The organism is Photobacterium obscurum, assembly GCF_026191635.1.
Taxonomy (GTDB): domain Bacteria; phylum Pseudomonadota; class Gammaproteobacteria; order Enterobacterales; family Vibrionaceae; genus Photobacterium; species Photobacterium obscurum.
Genome location: NZ_JAKRRW010000011.1, coordinates 149,454 through 171,658 on the forward strand (window position 1 = coordinate 149,454; position 22,205 = coordinate 171,658).

The window sequence follows — 22,205 nt, forward strand, 5'->3', positions numbered from 1 at the left end:
ACTTTCATTCCACAGACAGCTCCCACTCCCTATTTAAGCGCTACTGCCAAAAATACACCGCAAGGGCAGCAAACCCGATCAGAATCCATACCGCCAACGGAATCTTACGTTTTTTCTTCGTTTCGCATCCGCAATCACAACATCCCATTTCAGTGACAACCTTATTAGTAAAAACAATAAATTAATAATACCAAACTGAATATTTGCTACTTACGCGAGCTGATGCAATTATAAGCGACGTTCCATGCCGTGTTAACAAATAGAAAGGATAAACACAGTGCCCAAACCATTTAAAGCCGAATCACGTCACTGGATGCTAATGGCCGCCCTCGCGCTTGCTGCCTATGCGAGTTATCGCCTGATAGAGCCTTATCTTGGGCCTATTGTGATGGCTTTCATTATTTCTCTGCTCTACTACCCGCTGCATGCCAAAGTCGAAGCGAAAATTCCTCGTCAGCCAAATTCTGCAGCAATGCTATCCTGCACCCTGCTGACCTTTATCATTGTGATCCCGGTATTGGTTGTGTTCAGCTCTATCGTCCACCAGGGCTCCACCTTTTCGAAAGAAAGCTACCTCTGGCTGACATCCGGCGGCGCCAAAGAAGTGCTGGCACACCCTTTTGCCGTCAAAGCACTTGCGCTTATCGATAAATATTCGCCTTTCGAGCCGCTTGATGCCCAAGTCGTGGTACAAAAAATTGCCGCGGCGGCATCAAAGTTTGGCGCCCAGTTACTCAATGTGAGTGCCAAGATCCTCGGCGATGCGACTAACTTTGTGATCAGCTTTATGTTGATGCTATTTGTCTTGTTCTTCCTGCTCCGGGATCACAAGAAGATGGTTTCAGCCCTGCGCCATGTGATCCCGCTTTCTCGCAGCCAGGAAGATGCCGTTCTGACGGAAGTCGAACAAGTGGCTAAGTCGGCTGTACTGGGCTCGTTCCTAACCGCCTTGGCACAGGGCTTCGCAGGTGGTTTTGCAATGTGGCTAGCCGGGTTCCCTGGGTTATTCTGGGGGTCAATGATGGCCTTTGCCTCATTCATTCCGGTATTCGGTACCGCATTGATTTGGTTACCAGCAGCCATCTATCTGCTGTTGATCAACCAATGGGAATGGGCGCTATTTCTGGTTGGCTGGGGCATTATCGTCGTCGGCTCCATCGACAACATTCTCCGCCCGCTGCTGATGCAGGGTAACTCCAGTATGAATACCCTGCTGATTTTCTTCTCGATCCTCGGCGGCCTGCACCTATTCGGCTTAATCGGACTGATCTACGGACCGATCATTTTTGCCGTCACTTTGGTGCTGTTTAAGCTTTACGAAGTCGAATTCAAGGACTTTTTAGATCACCAAGATCAGAACTAGCCGCTATTATCTTCACGACAAGCCAGCAAAGCCGCTCCTTACGCGGCTTTGTTCATCTTTTCATACCGCGTGATTTATGGAACAATTCGCGCCCTTAACTTCATGTAAAGCTAACTTGAGGCCATTATGTCTTATACTGCTGCAAGCCAGGTTGTTGCCCGCCAGCTTGAGTTTTTTGAAAATCGAAAAGTCCTAGTCGTCGGTGAACTCTCTGACTCGTACCCGCTTGAGCTAACGAAGGTTGCCAAGTCAGTGGCAGTATTTACCACCAACTATGGCTATCACCGCAGCATGAGCCGCCACAGCAAAATCCAGTCTTACTTTGGCGCCGAGCTAAACGACGATGCTGATATCGACATGATCCTGCTGTATTGGCCAAAAGCCAAAGCAGAAGCCGAGTACCTGCTGGCCATGCTCTTGGCTAAGTTTGGCCCGCAGACAGAAGTGTGTATTGTCGGCGAAAACCGCAGCGGCGTTCGCAGCGCCGAAAAGTTATTCAAATCCTACGGCCCGCTGACCAAGTATGATTCAGCACGTCGCTGCAGCTTCTATTGGGGACGCTGTGACAATGCAACTCCGGCCTTTAATATCAGCAGCTGGTTCCGCAGCTATCCAATCAAAGTCGCTGGTACTGAGTTGACGATCCGCTCGCTGCCGGGGGTATTCAGCCACGGTGAGTTCGACAAAGGGTCGGAATTGCTGCTCGACACCCTGCCGTCACTACACGGTAAAGTGCTTGATTTCGGTTGTGGTGCCGGCGTGATTGGCGCGGTAATGAAAACCAACAACCCAAGTATCGAGCTCGAGCTATGTGATATTAGCGCCCTGGCGATTGAATCAGCCCGTGAAACTTTCAAGGCCAATAACCTTCAGGCCCGGTTTACGGCTACCGATGTCTACGCAGCGCTAGAAGGTCCATACGACTACCTTATCAGCAATCCGCCATTCCATGCCGGGTTGAAAACCTTCTACGCAGCCACCGAAGATTTTATTGCTCAGGCACCGCAATACCTAAAGCCAAACGGCCAGCTTATTATTGTTGCTAACAGCTTCCTGCGCTACCCGCCACTTATCGAAGCAAGCCTTGGCAGCTGCGAAGTCAGTGCCAGTACTAACAAATTCAATATTTACGCCGCGAAAAAATAACCTTCCAGGGCTGAGCCAGTGCTCAGCCCTACACCATTATTTTCCCGTAAGCGGTATCTTCTTCGCCATTTCGGGGCCATTTATACCCCATCACATCGTTAACATCGTCAATTATGTGTCTCGGCACACGCTTCCCTGCTCACTTACTTGATTACAAAAAAAAACTCAGTATAACTGGTCAGCATGGTGTTTTGACTCGCCCTTTGCGACGACTATTCCGTTAAAAACGTGCTAAAAATCGTCAAAATTACCGCCCTGCCTTCAAACAGGCTGAATTGTTATTGATCCGTACGTTGAATATTACTACTCGTTTCTCATAGATTAATTTCAGGCACAGGAATGCAGAATACCACCCGTTTCAAACGCCTCCAGCATACGCTTATGCTGGCCTTTTTAGTGCTCAGCATTACCCCGCTGACGTTATCAGCGCTTTTCTTCCTCAACTCTCACACCAATGATCTCGCCGAGCAGAGTACCAACCACCTTGCGTCGCTGTTGGAAAACAAGCAAAAGCAGCTGAGCAGTTTCTTTGCTGCCAGAGAATCTGAAGTGCAGAGCTTCGCCCGCTCGGAGCTGGCCAATGCCAGTGGCGGCCGCTTTTATGGCCTGGTCGGAGCCTACCATCAGCTCGGTGATATTTCAGCGCTCACAAGGGATACCGATAAGAGCCGCTACTTTACCGAGACCCTGACAGCAAAACCTCACAACGGGGGCAATTCCGGCAACTATGTGGGTCATGAACGCTATCGCCTGATGTATAAACGCTATAACTGGGCCTATGACGAATACTTAAAACGATCTGATTTCAGTGATATTTTACTGGTAGATATCAAAGGCAACGTCGTCTACTCGGTCTACAGCCCGGATAAATTCAGCTTTAACTTACTTGCGGAAAGCAATCCGTTTACTGCCTTGCAGCAGACGTTCGTTACAATCCAGGAAAAAACCCGTCAGCATCAGAGTGAGCCGGAGCAAGTTCCCGTGGCCTTTACCGACTTCGTGGTTGATCCGTCCAGCGGGGAAAGCAATGCCTGGTTTGCAGCCCCTATAATCCAACAGGGTTATCTGCACAGCTATGTCTTCTTTAAGCTAAGTAATCAAGCGATCAGTACCTTTATCGCAGATACCGGAAGCAGTAGTAACCATGTCCAGACCCTGCTGGTCGGTGACGATCACCAATCACGCCTGCCAAGCAGCAAAGCATTTCCGGAAAGCCTTTCTAGCCAGAGTATCAAGAATGCCTTATCTGGTCATAGCGGCGTCGGTAGCTTCCTGAACTTCAACCAAATTCCCGTGCTAAGTGCATTCGCCCAAATTAATGTACTGGGCAACCCTTGGGCGCTGGTCGTCGAACTGCCGGAGGAGGAGGCCTTTGCCCGGATCCGCCAGCTAGAAAAGATTTTCTTCGTTGCCATGCTCACTGCCATAGTGCTGGTGTTTATTGCTTCGCACTGGCTCTCTAACTCAATCACCGCACCACTGCTACGACTCACCTGGGCTGCAGAACGGGTATCTGCCGGGGATCTGGAGCAGAAGATAGAAAGCACCGAACGAAGTGATGAAATAGGCCGGCTAGCAGTCAGCTTTGCCAGAATGCAACGCTCGGTCCGCGAGAAAATGTCGCTGATCCGCGAGCAAAACACCGAACTCGAGCAAAACTTGCAAGTGATCCAGCAGCAAAATGAAGAGTTGCAGACAGCCGATAAACTAAAGGACGAGTTCCTGGCGACAACATCACACGAGCTCCGCACCCCTCTGCATGGCATGGTAGGGATCGCGGAATCCCTTTTGGCTGGTGCCAATGGCCCTGTTCAACATAACCAGCGTCGGCAACTTGAGATGATGATAAATAGTGGCCAGCGGCTGACAAACCTTGTCGATGACCTACTGGACTATCACAAGATGCGCTACGGCGATCTGGACATCAACAAACAGGCGGTCGACCTGGCGTCCGCCGTCCGGCTGGTACTGGAATTGTCCAGTCATCTGCTCGGCAATAAACCCGTCCGGATCATAAACCAAATCCCGGATGACCTGCCTCCGGTACTTGGCGATGAGCAGCGCCTGGAACAGGTGCTCTACAACCTGGTCGGCAATGCCATCAAGTACACGTCGGAAGGAAAAATAATCCTGTCTGCCACCATCTTGGAAAACCAACTCCGAATCCAGGTGGTTGATACCGGCCAGGGGATCCCGCCCGAACAGCTAGAGCATATCTTTGAGCCGCTGATCCAAGCCAACACGAACTCAGCACACTACCGTCAGGGCTCAGGGCTTGGCCTGTCTATCAGTCGCCAGCTCATCGAGCTGATGGGCGGCCGGCTGTATGTCAGCAGTCAGCCTATGGTCGGGGCAACATTTAGCTTTACCCTAAACTTGGCATCCGACGAAGATATCGAAGATAGCCAACTGGCTAGCCGTAACCTTCACTTCCAGGTGCCATCACCGGATACTGCAATTTGCGAAGCCGAAGACCTACCGGAAAACCCAGATGGCGAGCTACTGTTGATCGTCGATGACGAGCCCGTCAACTTACAGGTGCTCAAAAACTTCTTGCGCCTGGAAGGCTACCGCGTCATTACCGCCGAAAGCGGCCCACAGGCATTAAAACTCCTCGAAGCCCAGCAACCCGCATTGATCTTGCTTGATATTATGATGCCGGAGATGTGCGGCTATGAAGTCTGCCAGCGCCTGCGAACCCAGTATTCGCTGCTTGAACTACCGATTATCATGCTTTCTGCATTAGGGCAGGTACAAGACCGTGTCAAAGGCTTTGAGTGCGGCGCCAATGATTACCTCACCAAACCATTTAACAAAGAAGAACTGACGGCAAGGATCGGCGCACATATCAAAGCAGGCCAAACCGAAGTTCAACGCCAGAAAAACCGTGCTCTTGAACAAGAAATCGAGCGCCGAGAGCAAGTAGAGGCCGGGCTACTGGAAACCCAGACCCGCCTGATGGGGCTGCTGGAATCCACCAGCGAAGCCATACTTTGCGTGCAGAGCGGCGGCCGAATCCGTTATGCCAACAGTGCGGCAGGCAAGCTGTTCAAACGTTTACCGGAACAACTGGAACGGCACAATATCGAGGATATTCTAGCGACCCACCTCCCAGAAGACATCAGTAGCAGCCACCACTTTAATGGTAACTTGATGTACCGCATCGGCGATGATCTGCAAACACTAGATACCGATGTGATCAACCTGCCGGAAGAGTCTGGCCTGCAGAGAATGTTTATTTTTGACAATAACGGCCCGACAGCCCAGCACCGGGTAGCGGTACTGGAAAATGCCATCGAGGTGCTGTCCGGGTTTGCCTTTGACGGGGATAAAAATAACCTGCAGCAGCTGCGCGAGCTGGGTGGCGAGTTTACCCGGCTGGCTGACAAGCTCGATGACAACGGCAGGAATAAGGCCGATTCACTCCGTGAGCTGCTGGTCGATGTGATGAAAGCCACCCTCAAGTTCTGGGAGCACTCAGCCCAGAAAACCAAGTTTGAGCTGGCCGAAGAAAGTGGCTTGTGGCGAGTTTACTTGGACCGTAGTACTCTTCAAACCCGTACACTAGACAAATACCTGCACCTAGAAACATTGCCCAAAACACCGCGCTGGCGTACCGTACTCAGCACCATCGATTTTGTCCTTGAACGATGCAGCTCCCCAACCTCTGAACGCAATGACATTGAGGCCATGAGAGACAAACTCCAGCACCTCATCAGCCAGTAGTGTCCCCCACACATTCTGATACACAACGAGCCCGCAGCCTGCGGGCTTCTTTATATCGGCCAATAACCACCGGGACCAGACGGGGCATGAGACTCGACTGATGAATGTAGACTTCCGATTCCAAGGCAAAAATTGCCGTAACTCGCGACGCAAATTGCACATTGCCAGTCCTAGGAGCTGTTGATTTGCACGCCCCCTCTGAAGCCTTGATACCCGCATAGGAAGCAGCGCATGGCACAGCAATAGTATGCCCCTAACGTTCTCTTTGAAGCCGAGCGGACACAAGAGAGAAGCCTTGCCAACCCGCTTATTTTGCCAATTGAAATATACATTTTCCCGCTGCAAAAAAGCCGAATTTGGTAGCCAGGACCTGTTCAAAATCCCCTCAAATCAGACAACAAAAGTACTCAAAAGGCCATTAACGGAAAAATAATTCAGTTTATGAGAAGCCAATCACAACAAATCACGGACATAAATTTTCCGCAGGGAAATAACCCAAAATACGAGCATGCGTTACATCACGAATTTATAAAAAGGAAATCAAGACCTTAATTATCAACGTTAATATCGATAGTAAGCACAAACTTATATAGTGAAACGGCAGGTATGAAATGTGATATTAAGCACAGGTGCGCACAACTACTGAGAACAATCACAATCGAAAATTAACGTTTTTTACAGTAACAAAGCTGGTTTTAACGTTTTTAACGGGCTTTCAGATTGACGATCTAGCTATTCAAGGGTTTCCTTAAGGCACTTAGAGCCTACAAGGCCATTCGATACGAGGCGCGTTACTCTGCTCTATCGAAGTGGGCTCAAAGAGACCCTACGGGGTATTCAATTTCCATAAGTGAAACTAAAAGCAAAGAGTAAGGAACAGCTATGCTTGCCAATATTAAGAAAACCAAGTTAGCGTTAGCGGTCGTTGCCGCAGCCGCATCAGCTCTGACAGCACCAACCGTTGCAGCAGCAGAACGTAGTGAGCTAACAATCGTACCTCAGTTCTACCCTACAATGGTGCGTAACTTTAACCCATTCCTAGACACTGACTTGGATACAACCACTGAGTTCATCTATGAACCATTGATTATTTTCAATCAGAGACATGGTAATGAGCCTGTAATGCGTCTGGTCAAAGACTACTATATGTCTGATGACCTGATGAGCGTTACTTTCGAGATGCGTGATGGCGTTAAGTGGTCAGATGGTAAGGCGCTAACCGCGAAAGACGTTGTATATACGCTTAACCTACTTCGTGAAAAGCCTGAGCTAGACCGTACTGGTATCAATAACTGGGTGTCAGCTGTTAAGCAAAAAGGCAACAAGGTTATCTTTACCCTGACAGAAGCTAGCTCAAATGCACCTTTTGAAATCGCAAAAGTACCTGTCGTTCCTCAACACATCTGGAGCAAGGTTAAGAACCCAGAGTCATTCACCAATGACAATCCTGTAGGTTCTGGTGCATTTACTGAAATCGACACCTTCACCCCACAACTTTACATTCAGTGCCGTAACCCTCACTACTGGGATAACGCTAACCTTGATGTTGACTGTCTACGTGTTCCACAGATCTCAGGTAACGACCAGCTACTAGCTAAGATCATTAACTCGGAGCTAGACTGGACTTCATCGTTTATTCCTGATGTCGACAGCACTTACGCGGCTGCAAATCCGAACCACAAGTACTGGTACCCTGCTGCAGGTACGCAATCATTCTTGCTGAACTACAAGTCGCCAAAAGCGGGTAACAAAGAAGCCATCAACAATGTTGACTTCCGCCGTGCCTTCTCAATGGCTATCGACCGTCAAACCATCATCGACATTGCGTTCTATGGTAACGGTAAGCCAAATGACTACGCTTCGGGTCTGGGTGAAGCGTTCGAGGCATGGTCTGACAAGGAAGTTCACAATAAGTACAAGGGGTTCAATACCTACAATGTCGAAGGCGCCAAGAAGCTACTTAAACAAGCCGGCTTCAAAGATACCAACGGCGACGGCTTTGTTGAAACACCAACCGGTAACAAGATTGAGCTTGAAGTTCAATCACCTAACGGCTGGACTGACTTCAACAACACGGTACAGCTAGCCGTTGAGCAACTTCAGGAAGTAGGCATTAATGCCAAGGCCCGTACGCCTGACTTCGCGGTCTACAACAAGGCCATGCAGGACGCAACCTATGATGTTGCCTACACCAACTTCTTCCATGGCGCTGATCCTCATACCTACTGGAATGACGGCTACAACTCTGCGCTTCAGGAAGGCGAAGGTAAACCTCGTTTCGCAATGCACCACTACAAAAATGCGGAACTGGATAAACTGCTAAACAGCTTCTACAAAACAGCAGATAAAGAAGAGCAGCTAAAAATTGCTCATAGCATCCAGAAGATCATCGCTGAGAACCAAATCACGGTTCCGGTAATGTCTGGTGCATTCAACTTCCAGTACAACACTACCCGCTTCGACGGTTGGTGGAACGAAAACAACCCACAAGGCCGTCCAATGATTTGGGCTGGTGTTGCTGAGCGTGTTCTTCAGGTATTGGATCTAAAACCTAAATCGTAATTTCTACTTAGTTTGCGGTGCGCGTCTTGCGCACCGCCTATTCTCCCCCTCAACGTGTTGAAATGTGGCGCTAGTCGTCAGGGGATTTTTCGTCCGGAATCCAGCTCAGGGACGTTTGATGCTGGTATGGAAAGGTGTGAGTTATGGGATTTTTTCTACGACGTTTATCGTTTTATTTTATAGCGTTCCTCGTGGCCGCTACAATCAACTTTATTATACCGCGGGCAATGCCGGGTGATCCGGTTACCATGATGTTCGCCAATGCGACAGTACAGGTGACACCAGAGCGTATCGCCGCAATGACCAAGCTACTAGGCTTTGTCGATGGCCCACTGTATGAACAGTACTTTACTTACCTAAAAAGTATTCTGAGCTGGAATTTGGGTATTTCGATCCAAACCTATCCGCAAACAGTAAATGAAATGCTCGGAAACGCGGTTGGCTGGTCTCTGTTTCTAGCGGGTACCGCGGTCATTCTATCTTTCTGTATCGGCTCAGTATTGGGGATCTTCGCCGCCTGGAAACGCGGCAGTAAATATGATGCCTTCATCTCTCCGGGGATGCTGGTCGTGCAGGCCGTCCCTGCAGTGGTTACCGCCATGATTGCGCTGTACACCTTCGCTATCAGCCTGAAATGGTTCCCTACCAGTTACGCCTATACGCCAGGGGTCATCGCAGACTGGACCAGCTGGGAGTTTTACAAAGATGTAGCCTACCACGCTATCTTGCCACTTATCTGTGCGACCATCATCCAAATCGGTGGCTTCCTGATTAGCATGCGTAACAACATGATTAACTTGCTCAATGAAGACTATATCACGATGGCCAAGGGTAAAGGCCTGAGCGAAAACCGCGTTGTCTTCAACTATGCCGCCCGTAACGCCATGCTGCCAAGTGTCACGGCACTGTCGATGGCGCTGGGTATGGCAATTGGCGGTCAGTTAATTATCGAAATTATCTTCAACTATCCGGGCCTAGGTACGGTACTGCTTAACGCCATCAATGGCCGTGACTACCAGGTTCTTCAAGGTCAGCTGCTGATCATGACCCTGTTCATGCTGTTCTTCAACTTCCTGGCTGACCTACTGATTGTTGCACTGGATCCTCGCCTACGTAAGGGAGGCAAATAATTATGAAAGGCTTAATCAAACTACTCTCAGGCAATACCAAGGCCTTGATCGGTCTGGTCATTATTTCACTATTCATTCTTGCAGCGGTGTTTGCACCGGTCATTACCAAACATGCTCCGGATAGAAAATCAGGCAACCCTCATGAATACCCTGCGTTTGTAGTAAAAGCTGCGCAGAATAACCCCGATGGGTGGGTGGCAGAGAATCTGGCGAACAAGCCTCGCACTCTACTAATGTCCAAAAAAGCCGATCATGTACTGGGAACTTCGCGTATGGGACGTGATGTCTGGTCACAGGTTGTCTACGGCACTCGTACTTCCCTGGCTGTCGGCTTCGGTGCCGGTATGGTGGTTTGCTTCCTTGCAACAATTATCGGTGTCTCTGCCGGTTACTTTGGCGGCCGCGTGGATGATGTCCTCACCGCTGCGATGAATATCATGTTGGTTATCCCTCAGTTTCCACTGTTGTTTGTCATCGCCGCCTTTATCGGCCAGGCAGGGCCTTTAACTATCGCCATCGTGATCGGGATGACCTCCTGGGCATGGGGTGCCCGTGTGGTCAGGGCGCAAACCTTGTCATTGCGAGAAAAAGAATTTGTCAAAGCCGCCGAGGTACTGGGCGAGTCATCATGGCGGATCATTTTTGTTGAAATCCTGCCGAACCTGGTTTCTATCGTTGGTGCCAGCTTTATCGGTTCGGTAATGCTAGCCATCATGACCGAAGCAACCCTGTCATTCCTCGGCCTGGGAGACCCAAGCTCAATCAGCTGGGGCGTAATGCTCAACAACGTACGTACCTCGTCGTCAATGCTGGTCGGTGCATGGTGGGAACTCTTTGCCCCTTGTCTCGCTCTGATCTTTATTGCTATCGGCCTTGCGCTACTTAACTTTGCCGTCGATGAAATTGCCAACCCGCAGCTACGCTCGCACAAGGGCATGCGCCGCTGGAAAAATATGGCCAAACAGAACCAAGAACAAACTAAAGCGGTTGTTGCACCACAGCCAGTCCTTGAAGGGGGAGAAAAATAATGAGCAATCCACAAATCTCCATTCGTAACCTGTGCGTCGACTACATTACCGATGCCGGAGATGTTCGGGCCGTCAACGACGTAAGTTTTGATATTGGCAAAGGTGAGGTATTTGGTCTTGCCGGGGAGTCCGGTTGCGGTAAATCGACCGTGGCATTCTCTCTGATGCGCTTGCACAAGCCACCCGCATTCATTACTGGTGGTGAAGTCATCTTCGATGGTCATGGCGACATCCTGAAATACAACGAAGCCCAGATGACAGCCTTTCGCTGGAGCGAGATTTCCATGGTATTCCAGAGTGCGATGAATGCACTCAACCCGGTAATTACCATGGAAGAGCAATTCTGCGACGTTATCATGCGCCATACCAACTTAAGCCGGGAACAAGCTGTTCGCCGTGCCGAAGGCCTGTTGGAAATAGTCGATATTCACCCAAGCCGCCTTCGCGACTATCCGCACCAGTTCTCTGGCGGTATGCGTCAGCGCCTGGTGATCGCCATCGCCTTGGCTCTTAATCCCAAAATGATCATTATGGATGAGCCAACAACCGCGCTCGATGTGGTAGTACAGCGCGAGATATTACAGAAGATCTATGCACTTAAAGAAGAGTTTGGCTTCTCTATTCTGTTCATTACCCATGACCTGTCGCTGATGGTCGAGTTCTCAGATCGCATCGGCATCATGTATTCCGGTGAGCTGGTTGAGGTCGCGCCATCGAAACAGATCCTGGAGACCCCGTTTCACCCCTACACCGAGGGACTGGGTAGCTCATTCCCGCCACTAACAGGTCCTAAAACACGCCTTACGGGTATCCCGGGTAATCCGCTGAACTTACTGGAGGTTCCTCAAGGTTGTCGGTTCCAGGCTCGCTGCAGCAAAGCCCATGAGGCCTGCTTTAGCCAGCCAACTCGGTTACGCCAGCTGGAACCCAACCGTTTAACAAACTGCCACCTATTCAATAAAAGCAGTTAATAACAACCAGGAAGCATTTAGGAGGCACTATGAGCAAGCCAGTAGGACAGCCAATTATTGAAGGGAAAAACCTGATTAAGGATTTCCCGGTAAGCAGTAACTCATTGAAGAAATCGATGATGCGTGCGATCAATGACGTATCGTTCAAGATGTATAAAAGTCGCGGCCTATCTGTTGTGGGGGAGTCCGGTTCGGGCAAGTCAACCACGGCAAAAATGATCGCCAAAATGTACCCGCCAAGTGGCGGTACTATTGAGTATTTCGGTCGCGATATTGCAGAGATCAAAAAGAAAGATGATCTGATGCAGTATCGCCAAGGGGTACAGATGGTCTGGCAGGATCCGTTTGGTTCCCTGAACCCAACTCATACCATTTTCCATCACATCGCCCGTCCGTTGCTGATTCACAACAAGGTATCGAAAGGCAACAAGAAAGAGCTCGAAGAGCGCGTATACAGCCTGCTTGAACAGGTGGGGCTGATCCCGCCGAAGGAAACCGCGGCGAAATATCCTCACCAGCTTTCCGGAGGCCAGCGCCAGCGTGTCAACCTTGCGCGAAATATTGCCGTCGGAGCGGAGGTCGTACTGGCTGATGAGCCGACATCGATGCTTGACGTTTCTATCCGTGCGGGGGTACTCAACCTGATGGAAGAGATGAAGTTCGAGCGCGAGATGGCGCTGCTTTATATCACCCACGATATCGCCACCGCCCGCTACATTGCGGAAGATTTGGCGGTGATGTATGTCGGTCATATGGTTGAGTGGGGCGATACCGAAGAAATCATTCACGATCCTCAGCATCCATATACCCAACTGCTGGTCTCTGCCGTACCGGATCCAAGTAAGTCTATTCACGAAAAGCTCAAAGGTAACAAGGGCGAGATCCCGCTTTGGACCCCTGAAAGTGCGGGGTGTCCGTTTGCAGGTCGCTGTACTCACGCTACAGCTAGATGTCGCGAGCAATTACCAAGCGTTACCCAGCTATCGGATAACCATTTCGTACGTTGTTACCTGTACGAGAACTAATCGGAGGACAAATGCAGCTGTTAACCAACCATCTTGGATATGAGCGTTTCGGGGCCAAACAAGTGATTATTTTGGCCGCCCCGAACCTGTCTGCCACCCATGCAGAAGTTTTCCGCTGCGATGATGCTCAGTCCGTTATGCAGCTGCCTCTCAAGGCCTGTGGTCCGGTCGCACAATGGCACACAGGTAACACCTATTCGGTGGACTTCACCGCACTCTCTGAGTGCGGTGAATACTACCTCCGGGTAAGTGATACCCAATCAGCACCATTTACAGTGGCCGAGGGGCTGTTAATGCAGCAAACCTTTAGTGACGTTCTGCACTACTTTAAGTCACAGCGCTGTGGCGGCATCTTCGAGCGCGCAGACCAACACGTTCCCATACTGAACAGTGACGAAACCGCGGATGTCCGCGGAGGCTGGTATGACGCCTCGGGCGATGTCAGCAAGTACCTCAGCCACCTGTCTTACAGCAACTACTTGAATCCCCAGCAAACACCCATGGTGGTCTGGAACATGCTAAAGGCATTCGAGGAGCTCGAGGGCGAAGACACTATCGCTAACTTTACGCGTATACGCCTGATGGAAGAGGCAATACACGGGGCTGATTTTTTGCTGCGGATGCAAAATCCGCAGGGTTATTTTTATATGACGGTGTTCGACAAGTGGAGTAAGTCCACGGAGCAACGGGAGATTTGTTCATATTCAACCCAAGGCGGCATCAAGTCTGATGATTATCAGGCTGGATTTCGCCAGGGTGGCGGTATTGCTATCGCCGCCCTGGCAGCAGCGTCACGCTTGCTAAGAGGAACATGTGCCACGCAACTGACGCTGGCAGATGACTGTCAAGGTGATACCTACCTGCAAACAGCCGAGAGCGGTTACTGGCACTTAATTGAAATGAATACCCAGTACCTTGATAACGGTACTGAAAACATTATTGATGAATACTGCGCCTTGCTTGCCGCAGTTGAGCTATATCGGGCAACAGAAAATACCCGCTACCTTGAGGAGTCCAGAGGTTGGTCGGCGCGTTTAGCAGCCCGCCAAATGTCAGATCATCATCAAGCCTATTTCTGGTCGGCCAACAGTGATGGTCGCCGCCCCTATTATCATGCATCGGAGGCCGGCTTACCGGCTATCAGTTTAATGCAGTATTTGACGGTAGAGCGTGATGAAAAGCGACAGCAAGCAATTCGGCAGGTACTCAGCAACGCATTGCGTTTCGAGCTGAATATCACCCACGAAGTAAACAATCCGTTTGGTTATCCACGCCAGTATGTTAAAGCCGTAGACGGAGAGAAACACACGGCCTTCTTTGTTCCCCACAACAATGAAAGCGGCTACTGGTGGCAGGGCGAAAATGCCCGCTTGGCCTCATTGTCCGCGATGGCTTATATGGCACAACGCTATACCGACGATAGCCAGCTAAAAGGCGAGCTGAAAACCTATGCTCAGCGGTTAACTGACTGGTTACTGGGCTTGAATCCATTTGATGTTTCCATGCTGGGCGGGCACGGCCGGAATAACCCCGATTACCTTCCCGAGCTGGGCTTTGCCAATGCCAAAGGTGGGGTTTGCAACGGCATTACTTCCGGCTTTGATAACGAGCAGGATATCGCCTTCAACCCTGCCCCACAAAAAAATGACATCTTGCAGAACTGGCGCTGGGGCGAGCAGTGGATCCCTCATGCTGGCTGGTATCTGCTCGCGATTACTATGCAATTTAAGGAGCGTCATCATGACCAAGCCAATTAAATATTACGTCGGGGTCGATGGTGGTGGTACGTCCTGCCGGGCGCGGATTTGTGACTTAACCGGAGCCATTCTGGGCGAGGCCAAAACAGGCAGTGCCAATATCCTATTGGGCGGTGACGTCGCCATGGCTTCGATTCGGGATGCCATTGCCACTGCCGCAGCACAGACCAAGCTAGCTGAAACCGACTACAACCACATGTCCGTCGGTTTGGCACTGGCAGGTGCCGAACAAAAATCAGCTTGGTACGACTTTATGGCCCTCCCTCATCCTTATGCCGCCATGACGTTAAATACCGATGCATACGGTGCCTGCCTAGGTGCCTGGAATGGCCAAGAAGGCGCCATCCTTATCGCTGGTACCGGTTCGTGCGGGATTTTGCTGAAAGGCGGGGAACAACAGGTTATTGGTGGTCGGGAGTTCCCTATTTCCGATCAAGGAGGTGGGGCCGTGATGGGGCTTCGCCTGATCCAGCAAGTGCTGCTCAGCATCGATGAGATCATTCCCCACACCCCGCTTGCCCAGCATGTCATGACACACTTCAACCATGATGTCGATGCGATCGTAAGTTGGTCAAAAACGGCAAGGCCATGTGATTACGGACAGTTCTCGCCTGCAATCTTTGCTCATGCCGAAGAAGGAGACAGCCTAGCAATTGGCTTACTGAAGCAGACGGCTGCCGACGTTGAAATGTGGCTATCGGCCTTAGTCAAGCGAGGAGCAAGCCAAATCTGTCTGATGGGAAGTATCGGAGAGCGCATTCAACCATGGCTGGCACCACCGCTGCAATCACGCCTCGCCCTTCCTCAGGGAGATGCGATGGATGGGGCAATAACAATGGCAAAAGGTTGTCACAACCTGTATCCACTCTGAGAGGGCAATATGAGTTATCGTGTCGACTTCACCGTGATCAGCCAGAGCGAGCAGCAGTCTCGCTTTGCGCTGACTCTTCACAACCTCAGTGATCAGCCTTTACATAACTGGTCTCTGCATTTTGCCATTGGTCGCTGGATCCATGCCGACACCCTTTCTAACGGCAAACTGCAGCAGCTTGGCAGCTACTGTATCCTAACCCCGAATAAATCTGCACCATTGGCTCCAAACTCGCATTTTTATACCGAGTTCACGATTGGGACCTCACCATTTACACTGTATGAGGATGGGATCCCTGAGGCATTTATCAGCACCTCGCCGGAAGGCAACTTCATCAAACCGATCCCGGTTGAAGTAACGACCATTAATCTGGACCACCCTGTCACAGAGCGCTTTAGCACCGCCCTGCCTGCAGCCAAGGCGATTAACCTAATCCCGGCCCCTTGCTCGCTTACCCCGCTACAGGGGGAGTTCAAGCTGACCCAGCACACGGCGATTACGGCACCAACCGAGAAAGCGGCAGGCAGTACTCGCTGGCTACAAGCCGAACTGTGTCGGTTGCTGCATGAAGATATACCGGTTCGCCAAGACGGCAACATTACTTATCAGTATCACGAAGAGCTCGCCGAAGGTGCCTATTGCCTGTTAATTGAACAGGATAATATCTGGCTTCAGGCCAGCTCAGAATCAGGGTTTGTTCATGCGACTTCTAGCCTGTTGCAGCTCATCCCGGCCGCACCGGCCCACCAGGTTCATGCGGCGTACAGTGTGCCTATGGTTGAGATTGCAGACCGACCCAATTACCAGTATCGCGGCATGATGCTTGATTGTGCTCGGCACTTTCATCCGGTTAAGCGCCTTCAACATCTTATCGATCACCTGGCTCGCTATAAGTTCAATACCTTTCACTGGCACCTGACTGATGATGAAGGCTGGCGTATCGAAATCGATGCCTACCCTGAGCTCACCAGGATCGGAGCCTGGCGTGGCCCGAACGAAATTATTCAGCCTCAGTTTACCACCATCAGCCAGCGCTATGGCGGTTACTACACCAAGCAGGACGTACGTGAACTGATCGCTTATGCCAGTGACCGGGGCATTACCATCATCCCGGAGATCGACATCCCGGGGCACTGCCGGGCTGCAATTAAGTCCCTTCCCGATCTGCTGGTCGACCCGAATGATCATTCAACCTACCGCAGTATCCAGGGCTATCCCGACAACATCCTGTCGCCAGCTATAAAGGGCACATACACCTTCATATCCAACGTACTGGAAGAGATCTGCGAGCTCTTTCCTGCCCCCTATGTCCATATTGGCGGCGATGAAGTTCCTCTGGGGGTCTGGACCAATAGCACAGCTTGCCAGTCATTAATGGAACAACATGGCTATCAGGAGCCGAGTGAGCTGCAAGGGCATATATTGCGATTTGCAGAAGAAGTCCTGCAAGCGAAAGGCAAACGCATGATGGGATGGGAAGAGGCCGTCGAAGGTAACAAGGTCAGCAAAAACACCATGATTTTCTCATGGCGAAGCGAAGAGGCCGGACTTGCCTGCGCCCACGCCGGCTACGATGTGGTCATGCAACCGGCACAGTTTACATACCTTGACTTAGCTCAGGGATACTCGGCCGATGAGCCTGGCGTGGACTGGGCCGGCAAACTCCCTCTCGATACCGCCTATAGCTATAAGCCTTTATCAAACCTCGATGATAGCGATCCTGCGCATCAACATATTCGGGGGATTCAGGCTGCTCTCTGGTGTGAGCTTGTCAACAACCAGAGTCGTTTTGAGTACATGATTTACCCGCGCCTGTTGGCTATTGCCGAACTGTGCTGGACCAAGCCAGAACAAAGAAACTGGAAAGATTTTAAAGCACGCCTGCAAGGCCAACTTAAATATCTAGACCAGGCGGGCATTAATTACCGTCACTGTGAATAACCACTCACAGCAGAGTGAAACATTTAAAAGGATTGGAAGTAATGAAATACGGTTATTTTGATAACGACAACAGAGAGTACGTAATCACTCGCCCTGATGTCCCTGCGCCTTGGACGAACTATCTTGGTACAGAGAAGTTCTGTACTGTCATTTCACATAATGCAGGTGGTTACTCATTTTACAATTCACCTGAATACAATCGCGTAACGAAGTTCCGCCCAAACGCATCCTTTGACCGTCCGGGTCACTATGTATACCTGCGTGATGACGAAACCGGGGACTACTGGTCAATCTCCTGGCAGCCCGTTGCGAAAAGCCTTGATGAAGCCAGCTATGAAGTCCGTCACGGACTTTCATATTCCAAGTTCAAATGTGAATACAAGGGTATTACCGCTTCCAAAACCTTGTTCGTTCCCAAGGGCGAAGATGCTGAAGTTTGGGATGTTGTCATCAAAAATGATAGTGATAAGCCGCGTACCATCAGTGCCTTTTCTTTTGTTGAGTTCTCGTTCAGTCACATTCAGTCTGACAACCAGAACCACCAGATGAGCCTGTACTCGGCGGGCACCTCTTATCTGGATGGGGTCATTGAATATGATCTCTTCTACAACACCAATGAATTCGAAGGATTCTATTATCTAGCCTCGACTTTTGATCCTGATAGCTATGATGGCCAGCGTGATGCATTCCTTGGTCTGTACCGCGATGAGTCCAACCCTATCGCCGTCGAACAAGGCCAATGCTCAAATACCGCACAAACTTGCTACAACCACTGCGGCTCATTGCACAAGCAGTTTGTAATTCAGCCTGGCGAGGAAGTTCGTTTTGTCTATATCCTGGGCTTGGGCAAAGGCAACGGTGCAAAGCTTAGAGCCAAATACCAAAACCTCGACAATGTCGATGCGGCATTTAGCGGGATCAAGGCTCATTGGGATGAACGTTGTGCCAAGTTCCAGGTGACGTCACCGAATGAGGGGTTAGATACCATGCTAAATGCCTGGACCTTGTATCAGGCTGAAACCTGTGTTGTCTGGTCTCGTTTTGCTTCCTTCATCGAGGTCGGCGGGCGTACTGGGCTGGGCTATCGTGACACCGCACAGGATGCCATGGCCGTCCCCCATTCAAACCCTGAGATGACCAAGAAGCGCATTGTCGATTTACTACGAGGCCAAGTGAAAGCCGGCTATGGTCTTCATCTCTTCGAACCGGATTGGTTTGATCCAGAAAAAGCTGATGTCGCCCCATCGAAATCACCGACCGTTGTACCGACTCCGAGCGACGAAGATAAGATCCACGGTATCGAAGACACATGCTCAGATGACCATCTATGGCTGGTTCCAACCATTTGCCGCTATGTCATGGAGACCGGTGAGACCGACTTCTTTGATGAGGTGATTCCTTTTGCTGACGGCGGCGAGGCCACCGTCTACGAGCATATGAAAGCTGCCCTTGATTTCACTGCGGAACATGTGGGCCGTACCGGTATCGCAAAAGGCCTGCGGGCGGACTGGAACGACTGCCTGAACCTCGGTGGCGGCGAGTCTTCAATGGTTGCCTTCTTGCATTACTGGGCAATTCAAGAGTTCATTGATCTGGCGAAGTTCCTTGGCCATGACGAGGACGCAGCTCGCTATGAAGACATGGCTGGCGGCGTGCAGAGCGCATGTGAGAAACACCTCTGGGACGAAGATGGCGGTTGGTATATTCGCGGTATTACCAAAAACGGCGATAAAGTCGGAACAAACGAACAAGTCGAAGGTAAGGTTCACCTAGAGTCGAACACCTGGGCGGTGGTCTCAGGTGCGGTCTCTCAAGAGCGTGGCGAGAAAGCAATGAATGCTGTCGATGAGTACCTGTACTCAGATTACGGCCTGCACCTAAACGCGCCTTCCTTCGCAACACCAAACGATGATATCGGTTTCGTTACCCGTGTTTATCAGGGCGTTAAAGAAAACGGGGCCATTTTCTCTCATCCAAACCCATGGGCTTGGGTTGCGGAAGCCAAGCTCGGTCGCGGTGACCAGGCAATGAAGTTCTATGACGCACTGAACCCGTACAACCAGAACGACATGATAGAAACGCGCGTCACTGAACCTTATTCATATGTTCAATTTATTATGGGCCGCGATCATCAGGACCATGGCCGAGCCAATCACCCTTGGCTTACAGGAACTTCTGGCTGGGCTTATATCGCTGCCACGAACTTCATCTTGGGTGTGCGACTAAGCTTCGATGGACTTATTGTCGACCCTTGTATTCCGCAGGCATGGCCGGGCTTTGAAGTGACGCGTCAGTGGCGTGGAGCGACCTATCACATCAAAGTCGAAAACCCTGCGCATGTTAGTAAAGGCATAGTTTCGATCACCCTTAACGGCAAATCAGTTGAAGGAGCTATCAAGCCACAGGCTGAAGGCTCTGAAAACACTGTCACCGTTGTTATGGGTTAACTCTTTTCGGGGATGGCTTTCATCCCCACTTTTACATTTTTCGACAGAAAGAAATAGGAGTTCCACATGATTCAGTTTGGAACAGGTGGCTGGCGTGCCTTAATCGGTGAAGAGTTCACAAAAGACAACGTAAGATTGGTTGCTCAGGCACTATCAAACATCATGATTGAAGAGCAAGTCACTGAAAATGGCTTTGTGATTGGTTATGACCGTCGCTTTTTATCTGATAAAGCAGCCTCATGGTTTGCCGAAGTATTAGCTGGCAACGGCATAAAAGTAAATTACATCAACAAGTATGTTCCCACTCCCATTGTTATGTTCAAATCAAAACAAATTGGGGCAACTTATTCAGCTTGTATCACGGCCTCACATAACCCGGCAGACTACAACGGTATCAAAGTCTTTATCGAGGGCGGAAGAGATGCCGATGAGGTCATTACCCAGAAAATTGAATTTCAGATTGCCGGTTTAACATATTCAGACATCAAATCACTCGACTTTGAGGATGCCTGTAAAACGAACCTAGTTACTTTAGTCAACCCAATGAATGAGTTTGTTGATTCAATTATCGATTTCATTGATATTGATGCAATCAAGAAAGCTAACCTTCGTGTATTGATCGATCCGATGTTCGGGGTGGCCAAAAATGCCCTGCAAACCGTATTAATCTCCGGGCGCTGTGATGTTGATGTGATCAATGATGATCAAAACCCCGCATTTGGTGGCCTAATGCCTTCGCCCAATGCAGCGACCCTTTATCGCCTTAAACACCTCGTCGCCCGCGAGGGTTACGACATTGGCATTGGTACGGATGGTGATGCCGACCGTTTAGGAATTATTGACGAGAAAGGTAACTTTATTCACCCGAATGAAGTGCTGCTATTGCTCTACTACTATCTCCTTGAATACAAAGGCTGGAAAGGCTCTGTGGTTCGTAATATTGCGACCACCCACTTGCTCGATAAAGTAGCTGTAGCTCATGATGAGAAATGCTTTGAGGTCCCAGTTGGGTTCAAGCATATCAGCTCGCAAATGGAAACTGATGATTCTCTGATTGGTGGCGAAAGCTCAGGCGGATTAACGATTCGCGGCCATATCAAAGGTAAAGACGGTGTCTTTGCATCTAGCCTATTGGTTGAGATGATCAGTGTCACAGGCAAAAAACTGTCAGAAATGCTCGATGAAATCTATGGCAAATATGGCTATGCCTATACCGCAGAAGGCGACTGTACATTCAAAGCATCCGAACGTGAGCGCCTCTACACAAAAATTTACGTCGATAAAGAGCTCCCTGACTTTGAATATGATATTGAAAAGGTCAGCTACGCTGACGGCGCAAAGGTCTATTTCAAAAATGGCGGGTGGGCATTAGCCCGGTTCTCTGGCACCGAGCCTTTGTTACGCCTATTTGCTGAAATGGAAAATCAAGAAGAAGCAGAGAAAGTAATCCTGCAGCTAAAGAATTTTTTACACCTTTAATCTGCCCCCCTTATCTCTTCACATTCAGCAATATACACTGCCGTAACGCTGAGTATGAATAGATTATGTTGAGTCCAAAGTAACACGCGGCATAGCTGTTACATTTCGCAAACCTTTGGTTTCGGGTTTTAGCGACAAGGGTAGCCTCGCTACCCTTTTTTCTTACTCTCGGGCCACACACCCTTCCAGTCGAATATCATCCCACTCAAGCATTGCCTCATCACCTTTGGTATACAGATATGTATTGCCCTCAAAATCGCGATACTGCGCCCCAGAGGATGAACGGCGACGCTCCAAATTTCTGGTGTCATTTAAATATTGGATAATCGCAGACTCGGCAGTTGGATACGTCAGGGTAAAATACTGCCCCGCCTGACAATCATAGGTGATCTCTGCAGGGAAATAACCAGGGTCCGTTGTACATGCAGCCAGTACACCAATACTCGCTGCTAAGTATATCTTTCGCATCATTATAGCCCTCGTCGGGTTTTCTCATTGATAAGTCTAGCAATAAGAACAGAGTTCATAATGACAAAAATGTCCTAAAATCGAGAATCGGTAATACCAATACACCATAAAAAGCTCCTATCTCGGTTAAAGCCCATGACATATTCGGAGTACTAGATAGCAAAAAAACCAGCCATTTCTGACTGGGTTTCTTAATAAGTGGCGGAGGGCTGGGGTTGCACACAACCGGGACTCAAGCCGCAGGCTCGTGAGAGTCCTTTTTTCATAAGGCAGATAGCAAAAAACCCCAGT

General features: G+C 49.9%; 14 protein-coding genes. 13 read left to right on the forward strand and 1 reads right to left on the reverse strand.

The window, feature by feature from the left end; translation table 11 throughout:
• The first annotated feature begins 277 nt into the window (after positions 1–277).
• The 13 genes from MD588_RS15085 (at position 278) to MD588_RS15145 (ending at position 21,446) form a co-directional block, all read left to right on the forward strand.
• Positions 278–1,363 (forward strand): AI-2E family transporter, encoded by a 1,086-nt coding sequence (locus MD588_RS15085; RefSeq protein WP_407676575.1) that lies wholly within the window; start codon positions 278–280, stop codon positions 1,361–1,363.
• A gap of 126 nt (positions 1,364–1,489) precedes the next feature.
• On the forward strand, positions 1,490–2,509 hold the full coding sequence (rsmC, locus tag MD588_RS15090; protein WP_265698214.1) for a 16S rRNA (guanine(1207)-N(2))-methyltransferase RsmC: 1,020 nt from the start codon (positions 1,490–1,492) through the stop codon (positions 2,507–2,509).
• Between the two features lie 339 nt (positions 2,510–2,848).
• The gene (locus MD588_RS15095) at positions 2,849–6,235 is read left to right on the forward strand and encodes a hybrid sensor histidine kinase/response regulator (protein ID WP_265698215.1); all 3,387 of its coding nucleotides are present in this window, start codon (positions 2,849–2,851) and stop codon (positions 6,233–6,235) included.
• Between the two features lie 882 nt (positions 6,236–7,117).
• Complete coding sequence (locus tag MD588_RS15100) at positions 7,118–8,797, forward strand: ABC transporter substrate-binding protein (RefSeq protein ID WP_265698217.1); 1,680 nt, start codon at positions 7,118–7,120, stop codon at positions 8,795–8,797.
• A gap of 143 nt (positions 8,798–8,940) precedes the next feature.
• Positions 8,941–9,927: an ABC transporter permease gene (locus tag MD588_RS15105; RefSeq protein WP_265698218.1), complete on the forward strand. Its 987-nt coding sequence runs from the start codon at positions 8,941–8,943 to the stop codon at positions 9,925–9,927.
• 2 nt (positions 9,928–9,929) lie between these two features.
• On the forward strand, positions 9,930–10,955 hold the full coding sequence (locus MD588_RS15110; RefSeq protein ID WP_265698219.1) for an ABC transporter permease: 1,026 nt from the start codon (positions 9,930–9,932) through the stop codon (positions 10,953–10,955).
• Entirely contained in the window at positions 10,955–11,926 is a 972-nt protein-coding gene (locus MD588_RS15115; protein WP_265698220.1) for an ABC transporter ATP-binding protein, read from the forward strand. The genes MD588_RS15110 and MD588_RS15115 overlap by 1 nt, the downstream gene beginning before the upstream one ends.
• Before the next feature lie 29 nt (positions 11,927–11,955).
• Positions 11,956–12,951, forward strand: coding sequence for an ABC transporter ATP-binding protein (locus MD588_RS15120; protein ID WP_265698221.1), 996 nt, complete (start codon positions 11,956–11,958; stop codon positions 12,949–12,951).
• A gap of 11 nt (positions 12,952–12,962) precedes the next feature.
• Complete coding sequence (locus tag MD588_RS15125) at positions 12,963–14,708, forward strand: glycoside hydrolase family 9 protein (RefSeq protein ID WP_265698222.1); 1,746 nt, start codon at positions 12,963–12,965, stop codon at positions 14,706–14,708.
• A complete protein-coding gene (locus MD588_RS15130; protein WP_265698223.1) occupies positions 14,692–15,579 on the forward strand; it encodes a BadF/BadG/BcrA/BcrD ATPase family protein in 888 nt (295 codons plus the stop codon). The genes MD588_RS15125 and MD588_RS15130 overlap by 17 nt, the downstream gene beginning before the upstream one ends.
• A gap of 9 nt (positions 15,580–15,588) precedes the next feature.
• Positions 15,589–17,520 carry a beta-N-acetylhexosaminidase gene (locus MD588_RS15135; protein WP_265698224.1) on the forward strand — a complete coding sequence of 644 codons (1,932 nt, stop codon included), beginning with the start codon at positions 15,589–15,591 and terminating at the stop codon, positions 17,518–17,520.
• A 41-nt stretch (positions 17,521–17,561) separates the two neighbouring features.
• Complete coding sequence (locus tag MD588_RS15140) at positions 17,562–19,967, forward strand: GH36-type glycosyl hydrolase domain-containing protein (RefSeq protein ID WP_265698225.1); 2,406 nt, start codon at positions 17,562–17,564, stop codon at positions 19,965–19,967.
• A 66-nt stretch (positions 19,968–20,033) separates the two neighbouring features.
• Positions 20,034–21,446, forward strand: coding sequence for a phosphoglucomutase/phosphomannomutase family protein (locus tag MD588_RS15145; RefSeq protein WP_265698226.1), 1,413 nt, complete (start codon positions 20,034–20,036; stop codon positions 21,444–21,446).
• A gap of 162 nt (positions 21,447–21,608) precedes the next feature.
• Here the strand turns inward: MD588_RS15145 and MD588_RS15150 are convergent, their stop codons facing one another.
• Positions 21,609–21,917 (reverse strand): MliC family protein, encoded by a 309-nt coding sequence (locus tag MD588_RS15150; RefSeq protein WP_265698227.1) that lies wholly within the window; start codon positions 21,915–21,917, stop codon positions 21,609–21,611.
• Positions 21,918–22,205 lie beyond the last annotated feature (288 nt).